The following is a 25,538-nucleotide window of genomic DNA, read 5'->3' on the forward strand; positions in this document are numbered from 1 at the left end:
CCGAGGCATCCTCGCCCGTGGCGCCTGCGGCACCGGCGCCTTCCGCCCCCGACGCAGCACCTCCCGCAGCCACGCCGCCCGGCTCCGACGGCCAGGGCTGAAGCGGGGGCCCGCCGGGCCTCGGTAAACTCCGCGCCTCCGATTCCTCTCCCATTTCATCGACGCAAGGAGCGTTTCCCATGCCCACCACCCCCTCCGGCCTGCAATACGAAGACACCGAAGTCGGCACCGGCGCTGAAGCCAAGGCCGGCCATCACGTGCACGTGCACTACACCGGCTGGCTCTTCAACGACGGCGTGCAAGGCGCCAAGTTCGACTCCAGCCGCGACCGCAACGACCCCTTCGCGTTCTCGCTGGGCGCCGGCCAGGTCATCAAGGGCTGGGACGAAGGCGTCGCCGGCATGAAGATCGGCGGCAAGCGCACGCTGATCATCCCCGCCTCGCTGGGCTACGGTGCCCGCGGCGCCGGCGGCGTGATCCCCCCGAACGCCACCCTGAAGTTCGACGTCGAACTCCTCGACGCACACTGAGGCTCGCCCCCAGGCTGCGCGGCACTTCGTGTCCGCTTCGCCAACCCCCTACCGGGGGCGACACCTGAGGCCCGGCGAAGCCGGTTCCTCGGTGTCCCACGTGAAATTCAGTTCGCGCCCCCTGTTGCGGCCCTTTTGGCCGCATTTTTACGCTTGAAAAGCCCTAGGCCAGCCCCAAGTGGCTGGCTGTGTTTGTTTTCCGGCGCACGCCGGTTCTTTGAAAAATGTCTGACCCGCAACAATCCGCACAGAATTCTCAAATGCTGCAAGGCGAGCCCAGTCCCGAAGAACTGGAGGCCGCGCAAGCCGCCAACGAAGCCGAGGCGCTCGACGCTCTGGCCGTGGCGCAAGGCGAACTGGCTGCCCTTCAGACCAAGAATGCCGAGCTGGCCGACCAGTACCTGCGCGCCCAGGCCGACGTGCAGAACGCCCGCCGCCGCGCCGACGACGAGATCACCAAGGCCCGCAAGTTCGCGGTCGAAGCCTTTGCCGAGAGCCTGCTGCCGGTGACCGACAGCCTCGAAGCCGGCCTGGCCGTCAAGGACGCCACGCCCGAGCAGATCCGCGAAGGCGCCGAAGCCACGCTGCGCCAACTCAAGAGCGCACTCGAACGCAACAAGGTGATCGAAGTGGCCCCCGCTGCCGGCGACAAGTTCGACCCGCACCTGCACCAGGCCATCTCGATGGTGCCCGCCGACCAGGACGCCAACACCGTGGTGGGCCTGCTGCAAAAGGGCTACACGATCAACGAGCGCGTGCTGCGCCCGGCGCTGGTCACCGTGGCCGCCCCGAAGTAAATCGGCACTGCCCCACAAGATTCCCACAGGAAATCCCCGCGTCGTCCCTTGAATCACGCCGGGTTATCCACAAGTTCATAACAACATATTTTTCCGAATTTCAGGAGTAAGAACATGGCAAAGATCATCGGCATCGACCTCGGCACCACCAACTCGTGCGTGTCGATCATGGAAGGCAACACCACGCGTGTGATCGAGAACTCGGAAGGTGCGCGCACCACGCCGTCGATCGTCGCGTACCAGGAAGACGGTGAAGTCTTGGTCGGTGCCTCGGCCAAGCGCCAGGCCGTCACCAACCCCAAGAACACGCTGTACGCGATCAAGCGCCTGATCGGCCGCAAGTTCGAGGAAAAGGAAGTCCAGAAGGACATCGACCTGATGCCCTACACCATCGCCAAGGCCGACAACGGTGACGCATGGGTGGAAGTGCGCGGCAAGAAGATGGCCCCGCAACAGGTCAGCGCCGACATCCTGCGCAAGATGAAGAAGACCGCCGAAGACTACCTCGGCGAAACCATCACCGAAGCCGTGATCACGGTGCCGGCGTACTTCAACGACGCACAGCGCCAGGCCACCAAGGACGCCGGCCGCATCGCGGGCCTGGACGTCAAGCGCATCATCAACGAGCCCACCGCTGCAGCCCTGGCCTTCGGCCTGGACAAGCAGGACAAGGCCGACCGCAAGATCGCCGTGTATGACCTGGGCGGCGGCACCTTCGACGTGTCGATCATCGAGATCGCCGACGTCGACGGCGAGAAGCAGTTCGAAGTGCTGTCGACCAACGGCGACACCTTCCTGGGCGGCGAAGACTTCGACCAGCGCATCATCGACTACATCATCGGCGAGTTCAAAAAGGAACAAGGCGTCGACCTGAGCAAGGACGTGCTGGCCCTGCAGCGCCTGAAGGAAGCCGCTGAAAAGGCCAAGATCGAGCTGTCGAACAGCGCGCAGACCGACATCAACCTGCCGTACATCACGGCCGATGCCACCGGTCCGAAGCACCTGAACATCAAGCTCACCCGCGCCAAGCTGGAAAGCCTGGTCGACGAGCTGGTCGAGCGCACCATCGCGCCCTGCCGCCTGGCCATCAAGGATGCCGGCATCAGCGTGAACGACATCAACGACGTGATCCTGGTCGGCGGCATGACCCGCATGCCCAAGGTGCAGGAAAAGGTGAAGGCCTTCTTCGGCAAGGAACCGCGCAAGGACGTGAACCCCGACGAAGCCGTGGCTGTCGGCGCCGCCATCCAGGGCCAGGTGCTCTCGGGTGACCGCAAGGACGTGCTGCTGCTCGACGTGACCCCGCTGTCGCTGGGCATCGAGACCATGGGTGGCGTGATGACCAAGATGATCACGAAGAACACCACGATCCCGACGAAGTTCGCACAGACCTTCTCGACCGCCGAAGACAACCAGCCGGCCGTGACGATCAAGGTGTTCCAGGGCGAGCGTGAAATCGCTTCGGGCAACAAGGCCCTGGGCGAGTTCAACCTCGAGGGCATTCCGCCGGCATCGCGCGGCACGCCGCAGATCGAGGTGAGCTTCGACATCGACGCCAACGGCATCCTGCACGTCGGCGCCAAGGACAAGGGCACCGGCAAGGAAAACAAGATCACCATCAAGGCGAACTCGGGCTTGAGCGAAGACGAGATCCAGAAGATGGTGAAGGACGCCGAGCTCAACGCCGAAGACGACAAGAAGAAGCTCGAACTCGTGCAGGCGCGCAACCAGGGCGAAGCCATGGTGCACAGCGTGAAGAAGTCGCTCGGCGAGCACGGGGCCAGCCTCGAAGCCGCCGAGAAGGACGCGATCGAAGCCGCGATCAAGGACGTCGAGGAAGCCCTCAAGGGTGAAGACAAGACCGCGATCGAGGAAAAGACCAACACGCTGATGACCGCGAGCCAGAAGCTCGGCGAGAAGATGTATGCCGAATCGCAGGCCGCCGCGGCCAGCGCCTCGGCAGCCACCGGCCCGGCAGGCGCGGAAGCTGCGGCCCATGCCCAGGCTGACGACAACGTGGTCGACGCCGAAGTCAAGGAAGTGAAGAAGGGCTGATCCCCTGCCCTTCATGCAAGGCTGGAACACCTGAACAGGTGCTCCAGCCTTTCTCGCTTCCAGTTCCCCGAGTTCCCGCCGCCCGACCGAATCTGCTGCCATGGCCACCAAACGCGACTACTACGAAACCCTCGGCGTTCCCAAGAACGCGAACGAGGACGAAATCAAGAAGGCTTATCGCAAGCTTGCGATGAAGCATCACCCCGACCGCAACCACGGCGACACCAGCAAGGACGCCGAGGCCAAGTTCAAGGAGGTGAAGGAAGCCTACGAGATGCTGTCGGACGGCCAGAAGCGCGCCGCCTACGACCAGTACGGCCATGCGGGCGTCGACCCCAACATGCGCGGCGGCCCCGGCGCGGAAGGCTTCGGCGGTTTCGCGGAAGCCTTCGGCGACATCTTCGGCGACGTGTTCGGCGGTGGCGGCCGTGGCCGCACCAGCAGCGGACGCCAGGTGTTCCGCGGCAGCGACCTGAGCTACGCGATGGAAGTCACGCTCGAGGAAGCGGCTGAAGGCAAGGACGCCCAGATCCGCATCCCGAGCTGGGACGACTGCGGCACCTGCCACGGCTCCGGCGCCAAGCCCGGCACCAAGCCCATCACCTGCACCACCTGCCACGGTGCGGGCGCCGTGCAGATGCGCCAGGGCTTCTTCAGCGTGCAGCAGACCTGCCCGACCTGCCACGGCAGCGGCAAGATCGTTCCCGACCCCTGCACCGTGTGCCACGGCCAGGGCAAGATCAAGAACAACAAGACGCTCGAAGTGAAGATTCCGGCCGGCATCGACGACGGCATGCGCATCCGCAGCACCGGCAACGGCGAGCCCGGCACCAACGGCGGGCCGCCCGGCGACCTGTACATCGAGATCCGCCTGAAGAAGCACGACCTGTTCGAGCGCGACGGCGACGACCTGCACTGCGTGGTGCCGGTGAGCGTCACCACCGCGGCGCTCGGCGGCGAGATCAACGTGCCGACGCTCAAGGGCGCGGCCGCCATCGACATTCCCGACGGCACCCAGAGCGGCAAGCAGTTCCGCCTGCGCGGCAAGGGCATCAAGGGCGTGCGTTCGAGCTACCCGGGCGACCTGTACTGCCACGTGCGCGTGGAAACGCCGGTGAAGCTCACCGAGCACCAGCGCAAGCTGCTCAAGGAACTCGACGAATCGCTCAAGAAGGGTGGCGAGAAGCACAGCCCGACCGACAAGGGCTGGTTCGACAAGGCCAAGGAATTCTTCAGCTGATGATGATGCTGACGCGCTGACGGCCTTCGTCAGCGCCGGGCCAGCGCCCTGTCGGCCCGAAGCGTGCCCTCTTTCGGCCGCTGCCGCCCTGTGGCGGCGCGCCAGGCACGCGAACGGTGCTCCCCGCACCGTTGCGGAACGCCGCCGACCGGCGCCCGCGTTGTCTTCCCACGTTGCCATGCGCCAGCCACTCGCCACAGGAGTGGCGCGGGGATTGCTTTAATGTTTTTTTGGATATGCAATAAACCAAACGACAGGTCGCGCGTTATTGCTGAAAGGCATCGGCTTTATTGAACCCGGGTTCAATTAGGAAAGGTGTTCGCCACAGAATTTCAATGAGGACGATAGCCATTCGGCATAGTCATTTCATCCGGGGACAATTACGCAAGCGCGAGCTTTTCAATTTAACAGAAACACGAATAGAAGTTCCTTGTTTTCCGAGGAACTTTACTCGGCAGAGGGGTTCAGAATAAATAAAACATTTGCCTGGTTCTTTCTTTGCTTTATGCTGATTGAACCGATTGTGTAGATAGTGTGTAAGGGAGTTTTCCACGGCATACGGCCATGGGCGGGGCCCCTCTTCCAAGAGGAGCGACGCAGTCTCTGGCTGTAGGCATCGGGGTCAAAAGCCCCGCCGACCTGAAGGAGGCGCGACCATGGACGTGATCAGCAACTTTGCAGCCCGCTACGAACGCACCCGCGAGGAAGTTCTCTCGCTGCAGGAATATCTGGATATCTGCAAACGCGATCCGACGGCATATGCAACGGCCTCCGAACGAATGCTCCAGGCCATTGGCGAGCCGGAACTGGTAGATACCCGCAATGACCCCCGTCTTTCGCGGATCTTCGCGAACAAGGTCATCAAGATCTATCCGGCGTTCAAGGAGTTCTATGGCATGGAAGATGCCATCGAGCAGGTGGTGTCCTATTTCCGCCACGCCGCGCAGGGACTCGAAGAAAAGAAGCAAATCCTTTACCTGCTGGGGCCCGTCGGCGGCGGCAAGAGCTCGATCGCGGAGCGCCTGAAGCAGCTCATGGAGCACGTGCCCTTCTATGCGATCCACGGCTCCCCGGTGAACGAATCGCCCCTCGGGCTGTTCGACACCCTCGAAGACGGCGAGATCCTCGAAAAAGAGTACGGCATCCCCGTGCGCTACCTGAACCGCATCCTGTCGCCCTGGGCCGTGAAGCGGCTCGAAGAGTACGGCGGCGACATCCGCCAGTTCAAGGTGGTCAAGCGCTACCCCTCGGTGCTGCGCCAGATCGCCGTCGCCAAGACCGAGCCCGGCGACGAGAACAACCAGGACATCTCTTCCCTGGTCGGCAAGGTCGACATCCGCAAGCTCGAGACCTACGCCCAGGACGACCCCGACGCGTACGCCTACTCCGGCGGCCTGTGCCTGGCCAACCAGGGCCTGCTCGAGTTCGTGGAAATGTTCAAGGCCCCCATCAAGGTGCTGCACCCGCTGCTCACGGCCACGCAGGAAAGCAACTTCAAGGGCACCGAAGGCTTCGGCGCCATTCCCTTCGACGGCATCGTGCTGGCCCACAGCAACGAGAGCGAGTGGAAGGCGTTCCGCAACAACAAGAACAACGAGGCGTTCCTCGACCGGATCTACATCGTCAAGGTGCCGTACTGCCTGCGCGCCTCCGAAGAGATCAAGATCTACGAGAAGCTGGTGCGCAACTCCTCGCTGGCCAAGGCGCCGTGCGCGCCCGGCACCTTGCGCATGATGGCGCAGCTGTCGGTGCTCACGCGCCTGAAGGAGCCCGAGAACTCCAGCACCTTCAGCAAGATGCAGGTGTACGACGGCGAGAACCTGAAGGACACCGACCCCAAGGCCAAGTCGATCCAGGAGTACCGCGACTACGCGGGCGTCGACGAGGGCATGAGCGGCGTCTCCACGCGCTTCGCCTTCAAGATCATCTCCAAGGTGTTCAACTTCGACAGCACCGAGGTGGCCGCCAACCCGGTGCACCTGATGTATGTGCTCGAACAGCAGATCGAGCGCGAGCAGTTTCCGCCGGAAACCGAGCAGAAGTACATCAGCTACATCAAGGAGCTGCTGGCGCCGCGCTACGCCGAGTTCATCGGCAAGGAAATTCAGACCGCCTACCTGGAAAGCTACAGCGAGTACGGCCAGAACATCTTCGACCGCTACGTGACCTACGCCGACTACTGGATCCAGGACCAGGAGTTCCGCGACGTGGACACCGGCGAAGTGTTCGACCGCGCCTCGCTCAACGGCGAGCTCGAGAAGATCGAGCGCCCCGCCGGCATCGGCAACCCGAAGGACTTCCGCAACGAGATCGTCAACTTCGTGCTGCGTGCGCGGGCCGGCAACGCGGGGCGCAACCCGGCGTGGACCAGCTACGAGAAGCTGCGCGCGGTCATCGAGAAGAAGATGTTCTCCAACACCGAAGAGCTGCTGCCGGTGATCAGTTTCAACACCAAGAGCAGCGCCGACGAGCAGAAGAAGCACGAGGACTTCGTGACCCGCATGGTCGAGAAGGGCTACACCGCCAAGCAGGTCCGGCTTCTGTGCGAGTGGTACCTGCGGGTGCGCAAGAGTTCATAGCGGACAGCGGGAACAACGGACGCGTGCGAAGGACCTAACCAGCGCACCGTCCACCGTTTTGCAAGGAGCTTTGAAAACATCGTGGCCATCCTGCAGCAGATCATCGATCGTCGGCTCTCGGGCAAGAACAAGTCCATCGGCAACCGCGAGCGCTTCCTTCGGCGCTACAAGGGCCAGATCCAGGAGGCGGTGCGGCGCGCGGTCAGCGGGCGCAACATCCGCGAGCTGGAGCAAGGCGAAGACGTGACCCTGCCGCGCCACGATGTCTCCGAGCCGGTGTTCGGCCATGCGCGCGGCGGCGACCGCGAGTACGTGCACCCCGGCAACCAGGAATACCTCAAGGGCGACCGCATTGCGCGCCCCGAGGGCCAGGGCGGCGGTGGCTCGGGCAGCGGCGAGGCCAGCGACAGCGGCGAAGGCGAGGACGACTTCGTCTTCCGCCTCACGCGCGAGGAGTTCATGCGCGTCTTCTTCGACGACCTTGCGCTGCCCCACCTCGTGCGCACCCAGATCGCCGAGGTGCCCGAATGGAAGAGCCACCGCGCCGGCTTCACCAGCGACGGCTCGCCGAACAACCTGCACGTGGTGCGCTCCATGCGCGGCGCGCTGGCGCGGCGCATTGCGCTGGGCGGCGAACCGCGCAAGGAACTCAAGCGCCTGGAAGCGCACCTCCTGGTCCTGAAAGTGCATCCGCAGGTCGAGACCGCGCTGATCCAGAAGGAAATCCGCGAAACCGAGGATCTCATCGCCGAGCTGCGCCGCACCATGCGGCACGTGCCCTACATCGACCCGATCGACCTGCGCTACCGCAACCGCGTGAAAACGCCTGTGCCCAGCGCCAAGGCCGTGATGTTCTGCCTCATGGACGTGTCGGGCTCGATGGACGAGGCGCGCAAGGACATGGCCAAGCGCTTCTTCATGCTGCTGTACCTGTTTCTCACGCGGCACTACGAGCGCATCGACCTCGTGTTCCTGCGCCACCACACGCAAGCGCAGGAAGTGACCGAAGAAGAGTTCTTCCACGCCACAGAAACCGGCGGCACCGTGGTGTCGAGCGCGCTGGTGCTCATGGACGAGATCATCAAGGCCCGCTACGCCAGCGGCGAATGGAACGTGTACGGCGCCCAGGCCAGCGACGGCGACAACTGGCACCAGGACAGCGGCCGCTGCCGCGAACTGCTGGTCGACAACATCCTGCCCGTGGTGCGCTACTACGCCTACGTGCAGGTGGCCGAGACCGAGCAGAACCTGTGGCAGGAGTACCAGCAGCTCGAAGGCGTAGCGCCCAACTTCGCCATGCGCAAGGTATCGGACGCGCAGGACATCTACCCGGTGTTCCGCGACCTGTTCAAGAAGGAAGGGGTGCCCACATGATCACCACCGAACGCCCTCCCGGGGCCCCTGTCCTGCCGCGCAGCACCGACCTGCCCACCTCCCGCCTCGAGCGTCTGCCCAGCCCGTCCGACTGGACCTTCGAGCTCATCGAGACGTACCACACCGAAATCGCGAAGACCGCGAGGAGCTTCGGCCTGGACACCTACCCGAACCAGCTCGAGGTGATCACGGCCGAGCAGATGATGGACGCCTACGCCAGCGTGGGCATGCCCATGATCTACAGGCACTGGTCGTACGGCAAGCAGTTCATCTCCACCGAGAAGAACTACAAGCGCGGCCACATGGGGCTGGCCTACGAGATCGTCATCAACTCCGATCCGTGCATTGCCTACCTCATGGAAGAAAACACCATGGCCATGCAGGCCCTGGTGATCGCGCACGCGGCCTACGGTCACAACAGCTTCTTCAAGGGCAACTACCTGTTCCGCATGTGGACCGACGCGTCGTCGATCATCGACTACCTCGTCTATGCGCGGCACTACATCGCCGAGTGCGAGGAACGCCACGGCCTCGACGCGGTGGAAGACCTGCTCGACTCCTGCCACGCGCTCATGAACTACGGCGTCGACCGCTACCGCCGTCCGCAGAAGCGTTCGCTGGCACAAGAGAGCGCGCAGCGCACCGACCGCGAGCGCCACATGCAGCAGCAGGTGAACGACCTGTGGCGCACGCTGCCGCGCAAGAGCGAACAAGCGGCCGAGTCGGAGGCCGCGCGCCGCTTTCCGCCCGAGCCGCAGGAGAACCTGCTCTATTTCATCGAGAAGAACGCCGCCCTGCTCGAGCCGTGGCAGCGCGAGGTGGTGCGCATCGTGCGCAAGATCGCGCAGTACTTCTACCCGCAGCGCCAGACCCAGGTCATGAACGAAGGCTGGGCCACCTTCTGGCACTACACGCTGCTCAACACCATGTACGACCGCGGCCAGCTGGACGACGGCTTCATGATGGAATGGCTCAGCTCGCACACCAGCGTGGTGTTCCAGCCGCCCGTGGGCCACCGCGCCTACAGCGGCATCAACCCCTATGCGCTGGGCTTCAAGATGTTCACCGACCTGCGCCGCGTCTGCGAAAAGCCGACCGACGAAGACCGCCGCTGGTTCCCCGACTTCGCGGGCACCGACTGGGTCAAGACGCTCGACTACGCGATGCGCAACTTCAAGGACGAGAGCTTCGTCGGCCAGTTCCTCAGCCCCAAGACGATGCGCGATTTCCGCCTGTTCTCGATCCGCGACTACCAGAGCGAATCGGAGCTCGAGGTGTCGGCCATCCACGACGACAGCGGCTACCAGGCGCTGCGCGAATCGCTGTCACGCCAGTACGACATCGGCAACCGCGAGCCCGACATCCAGGTCTGGAGCGTGGCCACGCGCGGCGACCGCTCGCTCACGCTGCGCCACACGCAGCGCAACAACCTGCCGCTGAACGACAACGCCGAAGAAGTGCTGAAGCACGTCGCAAGGCTCTGGGGCTTCGACGTGCACCTGGAAAGCGTCGACAGCGCAGGCCGGGTCAGCCGCAGTTGGAAGGCTGCCGCGCCCAAGCAGACCTACTGAGACGCTGCGATACAGAGCGGCTCTTGATCAGCCGTTCGCCCGAAGCGTGCCCCCGTGCGCAGGGCACTGGGTGCTTCCCGCAGCGAAATCAAGGAGGAGGCCGCAGGCCGGGGGACATTCGCGGAGGGAAGTACCCGGTGTCCTGCGCACGCCCCCCGAAGACAGCCTCAGGGAACCAGCGCAGCAATCGCCAGCGTGTAGCCTTTCACCCCCAGCCCCACGATGATCCCGCGCGCCGCAGGCGAGATGTACGAGTGGTGGCGAAACTCTTCCCGTGCATGCACGTTCGAGATGTGCAGCTCGATCAGTGGCACGCTCGCCCCCTTGATGGCGTCGTGCAGCGCGATCGACGTGTGGGTGTAGGCGCCCGGGTTCATCACTACGCCCAGCATGTTGCCGGCGGCCACTTCGCGGCCCGCCTCCTGGACCCAGTCGATCAGCACGCCTTCGTGGTTCGACTGGCGGCACTCGATCTCCACACCGAGTTTCGCGCCCGTCTCCTTGCACAGGCGTTCGACGTCGGCGAGCGTGTCGCGGCCGTACTGTTCGGGCTCGCGCGTGCCGAGCAGGTTGAGGTTGGGGCCGTTGAGGACGAGGATTTTCTTCATGATGGATCGGTGAAGGAAGCTGGCGGATGCAGGAAGAAGAAAGCCGATTATGGTCGCGCCGCCGACCGCGCCCGCCGTGCAGGTGACACCGCCGCGGTCGACCCCACGTAGTGGTTGTACGAGCCGATGTCCGCCACGCAGCGCGCCATCAGGTCGACGAAGGCCCGCAGCTTCTGCCCCATGTAGCGCTGCCGCTGGTAGGCGCAGTACAGCCGCCGCGCCTCCGGCGGCCACTGCGGCAGCACCGGCACCAGCACGCCCTGCGCCACCTCGGGCCCGGCGAAGAACACCGGCAGCGGTGCAATGCCCAGGCCGTCGATGCAGAAAGTCTTCATCACCCAGTGGTCGTTGGTCTCGAAGGCCGGCTCCGTGCGCACCACATGGCGCCCCGAGGCCTGCTGCGACACCAGCCGCAGCGGCGACGGCGGCCCCGACGGCTCACGCATCGCGATCATCCGGTGCTGCGCCAGCGCCTCGGGCGTCTGCGGCGTGCCGTGCCGCGCCAGGTACTGCGGGCTCGCATACAGGCCGTAGGCCAGCCGGCCCAGCAGCTTGGCGACCAGGTCCGGCAGGTCGGGCGGCGCCGAGCCCACATAGCAATCGACCTCGCCGATCTGCGGGGCCTGGGTGCCGTTCGCCACGTCGAGCTGGCAGCGCACGTTCGGGTGCGATTCGAGAAAGATCCGCACCACATGGCAGACGAAGGAGGTGCTGAACTGCGTGTCCGACAGCAGCGTGAGCCGCCCCGACACCCCGCCCGTGAGCTCCTGCACCTCGGTGCGCGCCGTTTCCAGCCGGCCGCTCACCTCGCCGAGCAGCCCCTCGCAGCGTGCGAAGAACGCACGCCCGGCCTCCGTGGGCGCGATGCGGCGCGAGCTGCGCAGCAACAGCTGGGCGCCCAGCAGTTCCTCCAGCCGCGTGAGCTGCCGGCTCAGCGTGGCCTTCGACACGCCCGACAGGCTCTCGGCCTTGGTGAGGCTGCCGCTCTTCATCACGAGCACGAAGGCCTCGACCAGTGCGAGATCGATGCGCCCGGCCGTCATGGGCACCACCGCCGCGCGGGCCGTCGTTGCAGGAATGAAAAGGAGCGTCTTGGCATGGGGCTTTCATCGGTGCGGCGGACACGCTACGGTAGGCGGCACCGCCGACAAGGGCATGGTCGATGCTATGCCGATTCGCGGCGCCCTTCCCCGCCGCCCCCACGATCAAGACCCATGAACCCTTCCGCCGCATCACAGGCTTGGCACCCCGTCGCCCCCTCCGCCGAGGTGCGCGCCGGCGCCAACATCGTCGCCGGCTTCGCGCAAGGCCAGGAGCTCGCGCTGTGGCGCGCGGCCGATGGCTCCCCGCAAGCCTGGGAGAACCGCTGCCCGCACCGCAGCGTGCGCTTCACACTCGGCCAGGTGACCAGCGGCGACCGCCTGGCCTGCGCGTACCACGGCTGGCAGTACGAGGCCGGCAGCGGCGCGTGCGTGCGCATCCCGGCGCACCCGGCCATGCAAGCGCCGCGCAATGTCTGCGCCAAGGTGTTCGCCACGGCAGATGCCGCGGGCATGCTGTGGGTGCGCCTGGCGGCGGACGGCCCGGCCGCGCCACCTGAACTGGCCGCCACCGTACCCACCGGCTGGCACCTCGCCCGCACGCTGACCCTGCGCGTGGCCGCGTCCGAGGTGCGCGCTGCGCTGGCGCCGCAAGGCTTCGCATCGACGGGAACGCCCGATGCATGGCAAGGCACGCTGGGCGAATCGCCCGTCGCCGCGCTGCTGCTCGACGCCCAGCCGCAGCTGAGCTTCCTGCACCTGTGGACCGACGCGGCCCCCGGCTCCGACGCGATGGCCCGGGTGCACCGCGCGGCGCGCCAGCTGCGCAGCGACATCGAAGCCGCTGCATCGCCCTGAACAGGAAGAAAGAAGCAACATGCCCTTCGTCACCGACGATCCCAACATGCTCGACGACTGGCTCGTCGTCGGCCCCGCCAGCGGCTTGCCGCGCACAGCGCGGCTGCTCGGCGACACCCTGCACCTGCACACCGATGCCGACGGCACACCGCACGCCCTCCTCGGCAACGACGCACTCACCGTGCAATCGCGCTACGGCTTCCTCTGGGTCTGCCCGAGTGGCCGCCCGGCGCGCCCGCTGTTCGCCTTCCCCGAATACGACGAACCCGGCCGCCGCATCGTCGATTGCGGCGGGCTCGGCGTGGCCGTGTCGGGCCTGCGCGTGATCGAGAACTTCCTGGACATGGCGCACTTTCCCTTCGTGCACCCCGACTACCTCGGCAAGGTGCCGCACACCGAAGTCGCCAAGTACAACGTCGAGGTCGACGGCGACACCGACGAGATCTGGGCCACCGACTGCCGCTTCTGGCAACCCCGCGCCTCGGCCGCCCACGACACGGGCAGCGAGGTGTTCTACAAGTACCGCGTGATGCAGCCCTTCTCGGCCATGCTCTACAAGTCGAGCCACCGGCCCGACAAGCTCGACGCCATCGGCCTGTTCCTGCAACCCGTGGACGACGAGCACGTCATCGCTCACACGCTGCTGGCCTACTTCGACGACGTGTCGACCGACGCCGAGCTCATCGCCTTCCAGCACACCATCTTCGGGCAGGACAAGCCGATCCTGGAGAACCACGCCTTCAAGCGCATGCCGCTCGAAGGCCGCGCCGAAACGCCCACGCGCGGCGACACCACCTCCGTCACCTACCGCCGCTGGCTGCGCGAGCGCGGCATGCGCTTCGGCACCGCGAGGGCCGCCGCATGACCGTCAGGCTCTACGACTACCCGCTCTCGGGCAACTGCTTCAAGGTGCGGCAGATGCTGCTGTGGCTCGGCGTGGACCATGCGAGCGTGCCGGTCGACTTCCATCCGGGTCGCGAACACAAGTCCGCCAGATTCCTCGAGCAGGTCAACCCGCTCGGCCAGCTCCCGGTGATCGACGACGGGGGCTTCGTGCTGCGCGACGCGCAGGCCATCCTGGTCTACCTCGCGAGCCGCTACGACGATGCGCAGTGCCGCTGGTACCCCGCCGACCCCAAGCTGCGCGGCCAGGTCGCGATGTGGCTCGCCATGGCCGACGAGATCACGCGCACCGCCTCGGCCGCCCGGCTGCACGACGCACTGGGCTACACGCACCTGGACATCGAGGCCTGCCGGCGCGGTGCGCGCGCGGCCTTCCGCGTGCTCGACGACCACCTGGCCGAGCAGCACGCCGCCACCGGCCTGCGCTGGCTCGTGGCCGCGCCCGAGCCGACCATTGCCGACCTCGCCTGCTTTCCGTACGTGGCGCTGGCGGGCGAAGGCGGCATCTCGCTCGACGAGTTTCCCGCGCTGCGCCGCTGGGTCTGGGACTTTCGTCACCTGCCGGGCTTTGTGGGCATGTCGGGTATCTTCCCGGCTGGCCCCGCCTGAAGGCTCGCCTGAGTATCCTTGTCCCCCTCCGCTCTCTGAAGAACCGAATCCCATGAAAACCAAAGCCGCCGTCGCCTGGCAAGCAGGCCAACCCCTGACCATCGAAACCGTGGACCTCCAGGGCCCCAAGTTCGGTGAAGTGCTGGTCGAGATCAAGGCCACCGGCATCTGCCACACCGACTACTACACGCTCTCGGGCGCCGACCCCGAAGGCATCTTCCCCGCCATCCTGGGCCATGAAGGCGCGGGCATCGTGGTCGACGTCGGCCCCGGCGTCACCACGCTGAAAAAGGGCGACCACGTCATTCCGCTGTACACGCCCGAATGCCGCCAGTGCAAGTTCTGCCTGAGCCGCAAGACCAACCTGTGCCAGCTGATCCGCGGCACGCAGGGCAAGGGCCTCATGCCCGACGCCACCAGCCGCTTCAGCCTCGACGGCAAGCCCATCTTCCACTACATGGGCACGAGCACCTTCAGCAACTACACGGTCGCGCCCGAAATCTCGCTGGCCAAGATCCGCGAAGACGCGCCCTTCGACAAGGTCTGCTACATCGGCTGCGGCGTCACCACCGGCATCGGCGCGGTGATCTTCACGGCCAAGGTCGAAGCCGGCGCGAACGTCGTGGTGTTCGGCCTGGGCGGCATCGGCCTGAATGTGATCCAGGGCGCCAAGATGGTGGGCGCCGACAAGATCATCGGCGTCGACCTGAACCCCGAGCGCGAAGCCATGGCGCGCCAGTTCGGCATGACGCACTTCATCAACCCCAAGACCACCGAGAACGTGGTCGACGCCATCGTGCAGCTGACCGACGGCGGCGCCGACTACAGCTTCGAGTGCATCGGCAACACGCAGGTGATGCGCCAGGCGCTCGAGTGCACGCACAAGGGCTGGGGCCGCAGCATCATCATCGGCGTGGCCGAGGCCGGTGCGGAGATCAGCACGCGCCCGTTCCAGCTGGTCACCGGCCGCAAGTGGGAAGGCTCGGCCTTCGGCGGCGCGCGCGGGCGCACCGACGTGCCGAAGATCGTCGACTGGTATATGGAAGGCAAGATCAACATCGACGACCTGATCACGCACACCATGCCGCTGGAAGACATCAACAAGGGCTTCGATCTCATGAAGCGCGGTGAGTCCATCCGCGGCGTCGTTCTGTACTGAGCCCGAGGAGGCGCCCGCCATGAACCGCATGGAACCCCTGCGCACCATCGAAGCGGGCGTCCTCGAGATCGCCTATTACGAGGCCGGCCCGGCCGACGGCCCGCCCGTGCTGCTGATGCACGGCTTTCCATACGACATTCACACTTACGCCGAGGTCGCGCCGATGCTGGCCGCCCAAGGCTGCCACGTGATCGTGCCGTACATGCGCGGCTACGGCGCCACACGCTTCCTGAGTGACGCCACGCCACGCTCGGGCGAACAGGCGGCCTTCGGCGCCGACCTGCTCGCACTGCTCGACGCGCTGAAGATCGAGCGTGCCGTGCTGGCTGGCTACGACTGGGGCGGCCGCGCCGCCTGCGTCGTGGCGGCGCTCTGGCCCGAACGCTGCGCCGGGCTGGTCTCGCTCAACAGCTACAACATCCAGAACATCGCCAAGGCGATGGAACCCGACACGCCCGCCAACGAGCACAGCCTCTGGTACCAGTACTACTTCCACAGCGAACGCGGCCGCGCCGGCCTCGCGAAGGACCGCAAGGCCCTCACGAAGCTGCTGTGGCAGCTGTGGTCACCGACATGGCGGTTCGACGACGCCACCTTCGATCGCAGCGCCGCCGCCTTCGACCACCCCGACTTCGTGGACGTGGTGATCCATTCGTACCGCCACCGCTTCGGCCTCGTGCCCGGCGACCCGGCGTATGCCGACATCGAACGCCGCCTTGCCGCGCAGCCGACGATCACCGTGCCCGCCATCACCTTCGACGGCATCGACGACGGCGTGCGACCGCCCGCCGATGCCTCGGCCCACGCGCACCGCTTCAGCGGGCCGCGCTCGCACCGCCTCGTGCCCGGCGCAGGCCACAACCTGCCGCAGGAAGCGCCGCGCACCTTCGCCGACGCCGTGCTCGAACTCGTGCCCGCGCTGCGCGGCCAGACGACCTCTTCTTCATGACCGACACCACCCCGACACTCCTTTCCGAACACCACGCCTTCGGCGGCGTGCAGCGCTTCATCGAGCACCGCTCGCACGAGATCGGCCTGCCGATGCGCTTCTCGGTCTATCTGCCGCCGCAGGCCGCGCACACGCGCGTGCCCGCCCTGCTCTACCTTGCCGGCCTGACCTGCAACGAAGAGACCTTCGCGGTGAAGGCCGGCGCGCAGCGCATGGCCGCGAGCCTGGGCGTTGCGCTCATCGCGCCCGACACCAGCCCGCGCGGCGCCGAACCCGAAAGCCTGCCGGGCGCAAAAGACAGCTGGGACTTCGGCATCGGCGCCGGCTTCTACCTCGACGCCACCGCCGAGCCCTGGGCCACGCACTGGCGCATGGAAAGCTGGATCGTCCACGAGCTGCTGCCGCTGGTGGCCCGCCACTTTCCCATCGACGGCGAGCGCATCGGCATCTTCGGCCACTCGATGGGCGGCCACGGCGCGCTCACGCTGGCGCTGCGGCACCCGGGGCGCTTCAAGTCGCTCTCGGCCTTCGCGCCGATCTGCGCGCCCACCCAGTGCCCGTGGGGCCAGAAGGCCTTCGCCGGCTACCTGGGCGAACCCGGCGACGACCGCGCGCAATGGCTCGCGCACGACGCCAGCGCGCTGATGCAATCGCAGACCGTGGCGCCCTATCCGCAGGGCATCCTCATCGACCAGGGCCTGGCCGACAAATTCCTCGCCGAGCAGCTGCACCCCGAGGTCTTCGAGGCCGCCTGCTTCGCCGCCGGCCAGCCGCTCACGCTGCGCCGCCACGCGGGCTACGACCACGGCTACTACTTCATCCAGAGCTTCATGGCGGACCACATCGCGCACCACGCGCAGACGCTGAACGGCTGACCACAAAGGGGTGCGGTTCGCACCCGGCGTGGCTATCATGGTCCGCATGTCCGCCGCCCAGATTCCTGCCTTCCAGCTGCGCTCGCGCGATGGCGGCGCCGAAGAGAACATGGTGCTCGCGGGCATCTGGCGCCGCGCCTGGGTGTCGGCCAACCGCAGCGCCGTCCACGTCGAGCCCATCGGCCACTGGCTGCGGCGTGTGCAGACCGAATTCATCCCACCCGCCGACGTGGTGCTGGCCGAACGCGACGGCCAGGTGCTGGCCTTCATGGTGCTGCTCACGGCGCGCGAGTACGTGGCCCAGCTGTTCGTCGAACCGCACCTGCGCAGCCAGGGCCTGGGCAAGGCGCTGCTCGACGAGGCCTGCGTGCGCATGCCGCACGGCTGGCGGCTGCACGTGGCCGTCACCAACACCGAGGCGCAGCGCTTCTACGAACGCTACGGCCTCGTGCGCGGCGTGGTCGACCGGCATCCGGGCAGCGGGCGCGAACGCATCGCCTACCATTGGTCGCCTGCCCGCGCGCCCTGGCGCACGGGCTGACACCCTCCGCACTTCCTTCCTGCCCCATGCGCATCCGCATCGACCACATCGCCCTCTGGACCACCGACCTCGAACGCTGCAAGCGCTTCTACGTCGACTACTTCGGCGCCACCGCCGGCGCCGGCTACGTCAACCCGGCCAAGGGCTTCGCCTCGTGCTTCCTGAGCCTGGGCGACGGCGCGCGCATCGAGGCCATGACCACCAGCACCCTCTCGCCCGTCGTCGCCGAGGCCGGCGCGCAGCGCATGGGCTGGACGCACCTGGCGATCTCGGTCGGCTCCGACGCCGAGGTCGATGCGCTCACGCAGCGGCTGAAGGCCGACGGCTATCCGCTGCTCGACGGCCCGCGCCGCACCGGCGACGGCTACTACGAGAGCGTGGTGCTCGACCCGGACGGCAACCGCATCGAGATCACGTCATGAGCGTCTTTGTTCAAAGCCTGCACGAGACCTTCGAACGCCTCGGCCGCATCGAGACCCGCCGCATGTTCGGCGGCCACGGCGTGTGGCACGAAGGCCGCATGATCGCGCTCGTTGCGAAGGACACGCTGTACCTCAAGGCCGACGCCGGCAGCGCCGCGCACTTCGACGCGCTGAACCTGCCGCCCTTCACCTACGTGCGCGAAGGCAAGGAGATGCCGATGTCGTACCGCCTCGCGCCAGCCGACCTGTTCGAAGACCGCGAGGAAGCCGCGCGCTGGGGCCGACTGGCCTACGAGGCCGCGCTGCGTTCGGGCCAGCCGCCGAAGCCGAAGAAGCCCAAACCCAAGACAACCCCCAAGGCCGCGAAAGCGAAGACCCGGTGAACGCCCCCCACAACAACAGCCACCGGCTCCCTCCGCTTCCCGAGCGCGAACAGATCGCACTGCTCGACCCCTTCGACAGCCTCGACCTGAAAGACATCGTGGTCGTCAGCTCGCTCGCCGAAGCCGAGCGCGCCGCGGACGAATTGCTCGACGCCGGCGTGGCGGGCTTCGACACCGAGTCGCGCCCCACCTTCGCGAAGAACGAAGTGTCGACCGGCCCGCACGTCGTGCAGTTCGCCACGCGCGACACGGCCTGGCTGTTCCAGCTGCACCGCGACGAATGCACCCCCGTGGTCGCGGGCCTGCTCGCGTCCACCGAGTTGCGCAAGGTCGGCTTCGGGCTCTCGAGCGACCTGTCGCTGATCCGCCTGCGGCTGGCGATTGCACCGCAGGCCGTGTTCGACATCGACGACGAGTTCCGCCGGCGCGGCTACCGCCGCTCGGTGGGCGTGAAAACGGCGGTGGCGCTGATGTTCAACCGCCGCTTCGCCAAGTCGCGCAAGGCGACCACGTCGAACTGGGCGCACAAGCAGCTCACCGAATCGCAGATCCGCTACGCGGCCAACGACGCCTATGCGTCGCTGCGCGTGTTCGACGCGCTCTTTCCGAACGGCTGAAGTCTTCCGTCAGTCGCGCCCCGCTTCGAGGATCGCCTGCGCCAGCCGCTGCGGGTTCGAGAAGAACATCTCGTGGCTGCCCGGGCACTCCACGAGCCGGAACAACCCCAGCCGCTCCGACAGCCGCGGATGCCACGGCAGGCTGTGCGGCAGCGCCGTGTCCTGCTGGCAGTTGACGTACGACTTGCCCAGCGCCAGCGCCGCCAGCGGCTGCTTCAGCTGGATCTTGTCGGTGAAGGTGCGGTACGGGTGCGGGTTGAGCTGGTCGTAGGCGGACTGCGCCAGCGCCAGGTCGGCGTCGTTGATGAAGGCTTCGCGCCAGATCTCGAAGGGCAGCGTCACGGCGTTGTGGTTGGCGGCCGCCACCGCATCGAACATGGTCACGTAATGCGGCGGCACCATGTCGTTGAGCGCTTCGCCGTCGAGCGGCACGAAGGCGTTGATGTAGACCAGCCGCCGCAGCCGCGCCGCGATGCGGTCGGCCACGCCCGAGATCACCATGCCACCGTAGCTGTGGCCCACGAGCCGCACCTGTGTGAGGTCCTTGCCCTCGATGAAGCGGACCACCGACGCGATGGCGTCGGCCAGACCGGTGTTCGCGCGGTCGTCGCCGGGGTTGTTGCCCGCCACGGTGGGGCAATGCACGGTGTGGCCGGCCGCGCGCAGGCCGTCGGCCACGGCCTCCATTTCGGCGCCGGTGTGCCAGGCGCCGTGAACCAGAACATAGGTGTCGGACATGGGTGTCTCCTTCGTTGGATGCGTCATTGGGGGATGGACCGAGGGCGACTGTAGAAAAAGCGGTACGTCGTGGATGGCCGTTGCCTGCCAGGGCAATGGCCGATTCGTGCCACCGGTCTTTTTGTGCCGCGGGTTGCCTTGATTCAATAATTCAAAGATACTTGAATAATGGAAGAAAACGATGTGGTCCGCGCCTTGGGCGCACTCGCGCAACCCGTGCGCCTGCGGGTGTTCCGTGCCTTGGTGGTGGCCGGGCCCGACGGGCTGACGCCGGGTGCGCTGACCGAAGCGCTGGCGGTGTCGGCGACGGGGCTGTCCTTTCACCTCAAGGAGCTGGTGAACGCGAGCCTCGTCTCGCAGGAGCGCCAGGGGCGCAACCTCATCTACCGCGCGTCGTTCGAGCGGATGAACGGCCTGCTCGGCTACCTCACCGAGAACTGCTGCCAGGGGGAAGCCTGCCTTCCCGCGACCACCTGCGACTGCTGACCATGAAAGCTTGTGCTGTTGCACGCAGCGTGCGTGCGCTCTGGCGTGCTCCCGCCGACGGGGCACCTTGCTCCGCGAATGTCCCCCGCCCTTCGGGCTCCTCCTTGATTTCGCTGCGCAAGGCACCCCATCGACGTGAGCATGGGGCAGTGCAGTCGTTGATCGGCGCACACCAACAGCGCGTCCCCGTGCGCAGGACACTGGGTGCTTCCCGCAGCGAAATCAAGGAGGAGGCCGCAGGCCGGGGGACATTCGCGGAGGGAAGTACCCGGTGGCCTGTGCACACGCCCTGAACAGAAGAACATGATCCCCGCCCTTCTCATCTTCATCTTCACGCTCGTGCTGGTCATCTGGCAACCACGCGGCCTAGGCATCGGCTGGAGCGCCTCTCTGGGCGCCGTCATCGCCCTGCTCTTCGGCGTGGTGCAGCTCACCGACATCCCCGTCGTCTGGGCCATCGTCTGGAACGCCACCGCGACCTTCATCGCGGTCATCCTCATCAGCCTGCTGCTCGACGAAGCCGGCTTCTTCGAGTGGGCCGCGCTGCACGTGGCCCGTTGGGGGCGCGGCAACGGCCGGCGGCTGTTCGCCTTCATCGTGCTGCTGGGCGCCGCGGTCTCGGCCCTCTTTGCCAACGACGGCGCGGCGCTGATCCTCACGCCCATCGTGATGGCCATGCTCGTGGCACTCGGCTTCACGCCGGCGACCACCCTGGCGTTCGTCATGGCCGCGGGTTTCATCGCCGACACGGCCAGCCTGCCGCTGATCGTGTCGAACCTCGTGAACATCGTGTCGGCCGACTTCTTCGGCATCGGCTTCAACGCATACGCCTCGGTGATGGTGCCGGTCAACGTCGCCGCCGTGCTCGCGAGCCTGGGCGTGCTGCTGTGGTGCTTCCGGCGCGACATTCCCGCCCACTACGACATGGCCCGCCTCAAGCAACCCGCCGATGCGATCCGCGACCGCGACACCTTCTGCGCCGGCTGGGTCGTGCTCGCGCTGCTGCTCGTGGGCTTCTTCGGCCTGGAGCCGCTGGGCGTGCCGGTGAGCGCCGTGGCCGCCTTCGGCGCGGTGATCCTGCTCGCGGTGGCGGCGCGCGGCCCGGTGATCGGCACGCGCCAGGTGCTGCGCGGCGCGCCCTGGCAGATCGTCGTCTTCTCGCTGGGCATGTACCTCGTGGTCTACGGGCTGCGCAACGCCGGGCTCACCGGCCAGATCGCCACGCTGCTGAACCTGTTCGCGCAAGGCGGCGTCTGGGGCGCGGCCATGGGCACCGGCTTTCTCGCGGCGGTGCTCTCCTCGGTCATGAACAACATGCCGACCGTGCTGGTCGGCGCGCTGTCGATCGAGGCCTCGGGCGCGGTCGGCCTCGTGAAGGAGGCGATGGTCTATGCCAACGTGATCGGCTGCGACCTCGGCCCGAAGATCACGCCCATCGGCAGCCTCGCCACGCTGCTGTGGCTGCACGTGCTCTCGAAGAAGGGCATGACCATCACCTGGGGCCACTACTTCCGCATCGGCATCGTGCTGACCCTGCCCGTGCTGGCCGCGACGCTCGCCGCGCTGGCGCTGCGGCTCAGCCTGGGCTGACCCATTTTTTCTTCTCTCAACGAGCTTGCCATGAGCGACATCACCATCTATCACAACCCCGCCTGCGGCACCTCGCGCAACGTGCTCGCGCTGATCCGCAACACGGGCGACGAGCCCACCGTCATCGAGTACCTGAAGACCCCGCCCGACCGCGCCACGCTCACGCAGCTGATCGCGGCGATGGGCGTGCCCGTGCGCGAGGTGCTGCGCCAGAAAGGCACACCGTACGACGAACTGGGCCTGGGCGATCCCAAGTGGAGCGACGAACAGCTCATCGACTTCATGCTGCAGCACCCGATCCTCATCAACCGCCCCATCGTCGTCACGCCATTGGGCACGCGCCTGTGCCGCCCTTCCGAGGCCGTGCTCGACATCCTGCCCAAGCCGCAGCAAGGCGCGTTCGCCAAGGAAGACGGCGAAGCCGTGATCGACGCGAAAGGCCAGCGTGTCGCCAAGCCCTGATCTCCCGCAGCTCGACGCCGACGCGTTCCGTGTCCCCCGCCTGCAGGAGCTGCTGCCCACCGCACGCGCCACGCACGCACCACGCATCCTGCTGCTGTACGGCTCGCTGCGCGAGCGCTCCTACAGCCGCCTGCTGACCGAAGAGGCCGCGCGCCTGCTGCGCGCGATGGGCGCCGAGCCCCGCATCTACGACCCGCGCGGCCTGCCGCTGCCCGACGGCGAACCCGAAGACCATCCGAAGGTGCAGGAGCTGCGCGATCTCGCGCAGTGGGCCGAAGGCATGGTGTGGACCTCGCCCGAACGCCACGGCGCGATGACCGGAATCATGAAGGCGCAGATCGACTGGATTCCGCTGGCCGTCGGCTCGGTGCGGCCCACGCAGGGCAAGACGCTCGCGGTGATGGAAGTGTCGGGCGGCTCGCAGTCCTTCAACGCGGTGAACCAGCTGCGCGTGCTGGGCCGGTGGATGCGCATGATCACCATCCCCAACCAGTCGTCGGTGGCCAAGGCCTTCCTCGAGTTCGACGATGCGGGCCGCATGAAGCCCTCGCCCTACTACGAGCGCGTGGTCGACGTGATGGAAGAGCTGGTCAAGTTCACGCTGCTCACGCGCGACTGCGCGGACCACCTGGTCGATCGCTACAGCGAGCGGCGCGAGAGCGCGGAAGCGCTGTCCAAGCGAGTGAATCTGCGCAGCATTTAGTCACAGCCCAGGCAGGCTTCTTGCAACGGGGACGCCCGTTGCCCGGGCAACTCCCATGGCGGCGCGCGGCGCACCCACGTAGATTCCAGCGTAGAAAAAAGCGTCCGTTTCCGTCGCTTTCCCCACTTTGGCCCCGCAGGAGTGTCCATGGACGCATGGTCGAGTCAGCAACTGTCCCCGCTGTACAGGCGCGAGGTCTTCCGCTCGCGCGAGGCCGAAGAGACGCACGCGCGCGTGGCGCATGAGCTGAAGCCGCACCGCAGCGTGTGGCGCTCGGGCGATGTCGACGCGATCTTCTGTCGCGCCGAGATGAGCGCACTGTCGCTGTGCATCCTGCGCTACGGCTGCGATGTCGACATCGAGCCCGACGCGCTCGGCAACTTCGTGCTGGTGCAGATGCCGCTGCGCGGCCGCGCCGACATTCACACCGGCGGACAGACGCTGCAGATCCACCCCGGCCAGGGCGCCATCATTTCCGCCCACAAGCCGGTGCGCCTGCGCTGGCACGCCGACTGCGAACAGCTGATGCTGAAGATCGAACTCAGCCGCCTGCAGGAAGTGGCGCGCCATGCCTTCGCCCTGCGCGGCGGCGACACCGTGGGCGAGATCGATTTCGACATGCCCCTGCGCCTGGACGACGCGGCGGGCACGCAGTGGTGCCGCATGGTGGCAAGCCTGGCTTCGCTGCTGCCGCCGAACGAGTTCGAGCGCTACGACCCGCGCTGGCTCGCGCACTGCGAAGACAACCTCATGCTCTACCTGCTGTGCCACCGGCCCAACTCGGTGCTGCAGCGGCATGCCGACGCGCAGCGCGGCACCGAGGAAACCAGCCTGCGGCAATTGCGCACGGCCGAGGAGTTCATGCGCGAGCGGCTCGACTCGCTGCTGTCGCTCGAAGAGGTGGCACAGGCCGCGGGCGTCACGCGCCGCGGCCTCGCCCTGCTCTTCAGGCGCCACCGCGACCTGTCGCCCGGCGAGGTGCTGCGCAACATGCGGCTCGATGCCGCGCACGCGCAGTTGGCGCGGCACGACGGCGCCAGCGTCACCGAGGTGGCGCTGAACTGCGGCTTCTCGCACCTGAGCCGCTTTGCCGCCTGCTACCGCGAGCGCTTCGGGCAATTGCCGCGCGACACCTCGCGCGACCCCGCGCGGCTGCCTGCCGCGCGGCACTGAACACACCTCCTCAGGACTTCATCGCGCACTGCACAGCCGTGCGGTCCTGGTAGCGCTCCAGCACGGTGCCGATCACCTTGTTGGCGATGCGCCCGCTGCCGTCCTTGGCGACCACGCGCAGGTAGTAGTTCTGGATCGGGAAGTTGTTGGGGCCGTAGCGGAAATCGCCGCGCACCGACTTGTAGTTGGCCGCCTTGATCGCCTTGAGCAACGCGGGCTTGTCGGCCACCTTGCCGCCGACGTCACGCACGGCCGCATCCATCGCCATGAGCACGTCGTAGGCCTGGCCGGCGTAGAACGACGGGTTGCGCCCGTTGTTCTGCTGGCGGAACGCGGCCACGAAGCGCTGGTTGGCCGGGTTGTCGAGGTCGAACGACCAGTGCGCGGTGTTGAACAGGCCGAGCATCGGCTCGCCGACGGCGGGGATCATGTCCTCGTCGGCCGAGAAGGCGGTGGAGATCAGCGCCACGTCCTTCGACAGCCCCGCGCCGACGAACTGCTTGATGAAGCTCACGCCCATCGCGCCGGGCAAGAAAAAGTACAGCGCATCGGGCTTCGACGCGCGGATCTGCGCCAGCTCCGCCGAGTAGTCGAGCTGCCCGAGCTTGGTGTACAGCTCGTCGCCCACGGCGCCCTTGAAGGTGTGCTTGAAGCCGTTGATGGCGTCCTTGCCGCCGGGGTAGCTGGGCGCGATCATCGCGACCTTCTTGAAGCCCTTGTCGCTCGCGAACTTGCCGGCCGATTCGTAGTACGCGTCGTTCGGGTACGAAGCGCCGAAGAAGTACGGGTTGCAGCGCGCGCCCGAATAGTCGCTCGGGCCGGTGTTGCTCGACAGGTAAGGCACCTTGGCAGCGAAGAGCGGCGGGCCGACGGCCAGCGCGACCGACGAACCGACGGGCCCGGTGAACAGGTCGATCTTGTCGCGCAGCAGCATGCGCTCGACCACCTGGCGCGCCATCTCGGGGTTGCCGGCCGTGTCGGCCTCGACGAACTCCACCGGCACGCCGCCGAGCTTGCCGCCCAGCTGCTTCATCGCCACGGCGAAGCCGGCCTTGGCCTCGGCGCCGCCGACGGCAAACGGGCCGGACAGGTCCATCGCCAGGCCGACTTTCACGGTCTGCGCGGTCTGCGCCTGCGCGGGTAAAGCCAGCGCGCCCACCAGGACGGTGAGCGCGCACAAGACGGATCGGGGCGTGGCCTGCGACATGAAAGGTCTCCTCGGGGTGAGTTCGTTGAACGTGGGGGACTGCAAATGCAGGGCGCAGTCTCTGTGCCG

The 25,538-nt window shown here is 66.8% G+C and carries 26 protein-coding genes; 22 read left to right on the forward strand and 4 right to left on the reverse strand.

Features of this window, described 5'->3' with window-relative positions; translation table 11 throughout:
- Positions 1 to 179: 179 nt before the first annotated feature.
- The 7 genes from AC3WQR_RS05870 to AC3WQR_RS05900 all read left to right on the forward strand — a co-directional run bounded on the left by AC3WQR_RS05870 (position 180) and on the right by AC3WQR_RS05900 (position 10,146).
- Positions 180 to 530, forward strand: a complete 351-nt coding sequence (locus AC3WQR_RS05870; protein WP_159277610.1) for an FKBP-type peptidyl-prolyl cis-trans isomerase — start codon at positions 180 to 182, stop codon at positions 528 to 530.
- A gap of 224 nt (positions 531 to 754) precedes the next feature.
- Positions 755 to 1,327, forward strand: a complete 573-nt coding sequence (gene grpE, locus AC3WQR_RS05875) for a nucleotide exchange factor GrpE (protein WP_082817966.1) — start codon at positions 755 to 757, stop codon at positions 1,325 to 1,327.
- Positions 1,328 to 1,441: 114 nt separating this feature from the next.
- Positions 1,442 to 3,382: a molecular chaperone DnaK gene (dnaK, locus tag AC3WQR_RS05880; protein WP_492741401.1), complete on the forward strand. Its 1,941-nt coding sequence runs from the start codon at positions 1,442 to 1,444 to the stop codon at positions 3,380 to 3,382.
- Positions 3,383 to 3,482: 100 nt separating this feature from the next.
- The gene (dnaJ, locus tag AC3WQR_RS05885; RefSeq protein WP_095744576.1) at positions 3,483 to 4,622 is read left to right on the forward strand and encodes a molecular chaperone DnaJ; all 1,140 of its coding nucleotides are present in this window, start codon (positions 3,483 to 3,485) and stop codon (positions 4,620 to 4,622) included.
- A gap of 656 nt (positions 4,623 to 5,278) precedes the next feature.
- Positions 5,279 to 7,201 carry a PrkA family serine protein kinase gene (locus AC3WQR_RS05890; RefSeq protein WP_062470701.1) on the forward strand — a complete coding sequence of 641 codons (1,923 nt, stop codon included), beginning with the start codon at positions 5,279 to 5,281 and terminating at the stop codon, positions 7,199 to 7,201.
- 81 nt (positions 7,202 to 7,282) lie between these two features.
- Positions 7,283 to 8,575 (forward strand): YeaH/YhbH family protein, encoded by a 1,293-nt coding sequence (locus AC3WQR_RS05895; protein WP_492741402.1) that lies wholly within the window; start codon positions 7,283 to 7,285, stop codon positions 8,573 to 8,575.
- Positions 8,572 to 10,146, forward strand: a complete 1,575-nt coding sequence (locus tag AC3WQR_RS05900; RefSeq protein WP_223301264.1) for a SpoVR family protein — start codon at positions 8,572 to 8,574, stop codon at positions 10,144 to 10,146. Before AC3WQR_RS05895 ends, AC3WQR_RS05900 begins: the two co-directional genes overlap by 4 nt.
- 167 nt (positions 10,147 to 10,313) lie before the next feature.
- Here AC3WQR_RS05900 and aroQ read toward each other — a convergent pair whose 3' ends face one another.
- Both aroQ and AC3WQR_RS05910 read right to left on the reverse strand, forming a co-directional pair.
- A complete protein-coding gene (aroQ, locus tag AC3WQR_RS05905) occupies positions 10,314 to 10,754 on the reverse strand; it encodes a type II 3-dehydroquinate dehydratase (protein WP_062470706.1) in 441 nt (146 codons plus the stop codon).
- Between the two features lie 47 nt (positions 10,755 to 10,801).
- Positions 10,802 to 11,797: a LysR family transcriptional regulator gene (locus tag AC3WQR_RS05910; RefSeq protein ID WP_492741404.1), complete on the reverse strand. Its 996-nt coding sequence runs from the start codon at positions 11,795 to 11,797 to the stop codon at positions 10,802 to 10,804.
- 171 nt (positions 11,798 to 11,968) lie between these two features.
- Between AC3WQR_RS05910 and AC3WQR_RS05915 the strand changes: the two genes are divergently transcribed.
- From AC3WQR_RS05915 to AC3WQR_RS05960, 10 genes are read left to right on the forward strand one after another with little or no spacing between them, the layout of a single operon-like run.
- On the forward strand, positions 11,969 to 12,652 hold the full coding sequence (locus AC3WQR_RS05915; protein WP_492741405.1) for a Rieske 2Fe-2S domain-containing protein: 684 nt from the start codon (positions 11,969 to 11,971) through the stop codon (positions 12,650 to 12,652).
- Positions 12,653 to 12,671: 19 nt separating this feature from the next.
- Positions 12,672 to 13,517 (forward strand): aromatic ring-hydroxylating dioxygenase subunit alpha, encoded by an 846-nt coding sequence (locus AC3WQR_RS05920; protein ID WP_492741406.1) that lies wholly within the window; start codon positions 12,672 to 12,674, stop codon positions 13,515 to 13,517.
- The gene (locus tag AC3WQR_RS05925; RefSeq protein WP_492741407.1) at positions 13,514 to 14,164 is read left to right on the forward strand and encodes a glutathione S-transferase family protein; all 651 of its coding nucleotides are present in this window, start codon (positions 13,514 to 13,516) and stop codon (positions 14,162 to 14,164) included. The genes AC3WQR_RS05920 and AC3WQR_RS05925 overlap by 4 nt, the downstream gene beginning before the upstream one ends.
- 52 nt (positions 14,165 to 14,216) lie before the next feature.
- Positions 14,217 to 15,323, forward strand: coding sequence for an S-(hydroxymethyl)glutathione dehydrogenase/class III alcohol dehydrogenase (locus AC3WQR_RS05930; RefSeq protein WP_070059685.1), 1,107 nt, complete (start codon positions 14,217 to 14,219; stop codon positions 15,321 to 15,323).
- 19 nt (positions 15,324 to 15,342) lie between these two features.
- Positions 15,343 to 16,272, forward strand: a complete 930-nt coding sequence (locus tag AC3WQR_RS05935; RefSeq protein ID WP_492741408.1) for an alpha/beta fold hydrolase — start codon at positions 15,343 to 15,345, stop codon at positions 16,270 to 16,272.
- On the forward strand, positions 16,269 to 17,147 hold the full coding sequence (fghA, locus tag AC3WQR_RS05940; RefSeq protein ID WP_492741409.1) for an S-formylglutathione hydrolase: 879 nt from the start codon (positions 16,269 to 16,271) through the stop codon (positions 17,145 to 17,147). The genes AC3WQR_RS05935 and fghA overlap by 4 nt, the downstream gene beginning before the upstream one ends.
- A gap of 37 nt (positions 17,148 to 17,184) precedes the next feature.
- The gene (locus tag AC3WQR_RS05945; RefSeq protein WP_095744567.1) at positions 17,185 to 17,688 is read left to right on the forward strand and encodes a GNAT family N-acetyltransferase; all 504 of its coding nucleotides are present in this window, start codon (positions 17,185 to 17,187) and stop codon (positions 17,686 to 17,688) included.
- Between the two features lie 26 nt (positions 17,689 to 17,714).
- Positions 17,715 to 18,110 (forward strand): VOC family protein, encoded by a 396-nt coding sequence (locus AC3WQR_RS05950; RefSeq protein WP_235926677.1) that lies wholly within the window; start codon positions 17,715 to 17,717, stop codon positions 18,108 to 18,110.
- A complete protein-coding gene (locus AC3WQR_RS05955) occupies positions 18,107 to 18,493 on the forward strand; it encodes a TfoX/Sxy family protein (protein ID WP_095744566.1) in 387 nt (128 codons plus the stop codon). Before AC3WQR_RS05950 ends, AC3WQR_RS05955 begins: the two co-directional genes overlap by 4 nt.
- Entirely contained in the window at positions 18,490 to 19,110 is a 621-nt protein-coding gene (locus AC3WQR_RS05960; RefSeq protein WP_492741411.1) for a 3'-5' exonuclease, read from the forward strand. The genes AC3WQR_RS05955 and AC3WQR_RS05960 overlap by 4 nt, the downstream gene beginning before the upstream one ends.
- A 9-nt stretch (positions 19,111 to 19,119) precedes the next feature.
- Here the strand turns inward: AC3WQR_RS05960 and AC3WQR_RS05965 are convergent, their stop codons facing one another.
- On the reverse strand, positions 19,120 to 19,848 hold the full coding sequence (locus AC3WQR_RS05965; RefSeq protein ID WP_492741413.1) for an alpha/beta fold hydrolase: 729 nt from the start codon (positions 19,846 to 19,848) through the stop codon (positions 19,120 to 19,122).
- Positions 19,849 to 20,016: 168 nt separating this feature from the next.
- Between AC3WQR_RS05965 and AC3WQR_RS05970 the strand changes: the two genes are divergently transcribed.
- The 5 genes from AC3WQR_RS05970 to AC3WQR_RS05990 all read left to right on the forward strand — a co-directional run bounded on the left by AC3WQR_RS05970 (position 20,017) and on the right by AC3WQR_RS05990 (position 24,262).
- Positions 20,017 to 20,334 carry an ArsR/SmtB family transcription factor gene (locus AC3WQR_RS05970; protein ID WP_070059692.1) on the forward strand — a complete coding sequence of 106 codons (318 nt, stop codon included), beginning with the start codon at positions 20,017 to 20,019 and terminating at the stop codon, positions 20,332 to 20,334.
- A gap of 303 nt (positions 20,335 to 20,637) precedes the next feature.
- Positions 20,638 to 21,924 carry an arsenic transporter gene (locus tag AC3WQR_RS05975; protein WP_492741414.1) on the forward strand — a complete coding sequence of 429 codons (1,287 nt, stop codon included), beginning with the start codon at positions 20,638 to 20,640 and terminating at the stop codon, positions 21,922 to 21,924.
- 30 nt (positions 21,925 to 21,954) lie between these two features.
- Positions 21,955 to 22,386, forward strand: a complete 432-nt coding sequence (arsC, locus tag AC3WQR_RS05980) for an arsenate reductase (glutaredoxin) (RefSeq protein ID WP_492729757.1) — start codon at positions 21,955 to 21,957, stop codon at positions 22,384 to 22,386.
- Entirely contained in the window at positions 22,370 to 23,089 is a 720-nt protein-coding gene (gene arsH / locus AC3WQR_RS05985) for an arsenical resistance protein ArsH (protein ID WP_095744561.1), read from the forward strand. The genes arsC and arsH overlap by 17 nt, the downstream gene beginning before the upstream one ends.
- A 147-nt stretch (positions 23,090 to 23,236) precedes the next feature.
- Positions 23,237 to 24,262 (forward strand): AraC family transcriptional regulator, encoded by a 1,026-nt coding sequence (locus AC3WQR_RS05990; RefSeq protein ID WP_492741415.1) that lies wholly within the window; start codon positions 23,237 to 23,239, stop codon positions 24,260 to 24,262.
- Positions 24,263 to 24,272: 10 nt separating this feature from the next.
- Here AC3WQR_RS05990 and AC3WQR_RS05995 read toward each other — a convergent pair whose 3' ends face one another.
- Positions 24,273 to 25,469, reverse strand: coding sequence for an ABC transporter substrate-binding protein (locus AC3WQR_RS05995; RefSeq protein WP_492741416.1), 1,197 nt, complete (start codon positions 25,467 to 25,469; stop codon positions 24,273 to 24,275).
- Positions 25,470 to 25,538: the final 69 nt, after the last annotated feature.

Source organism: Variovorax sp. FW305-3-2-15-B-LB1, assembly GCF_058787635.1.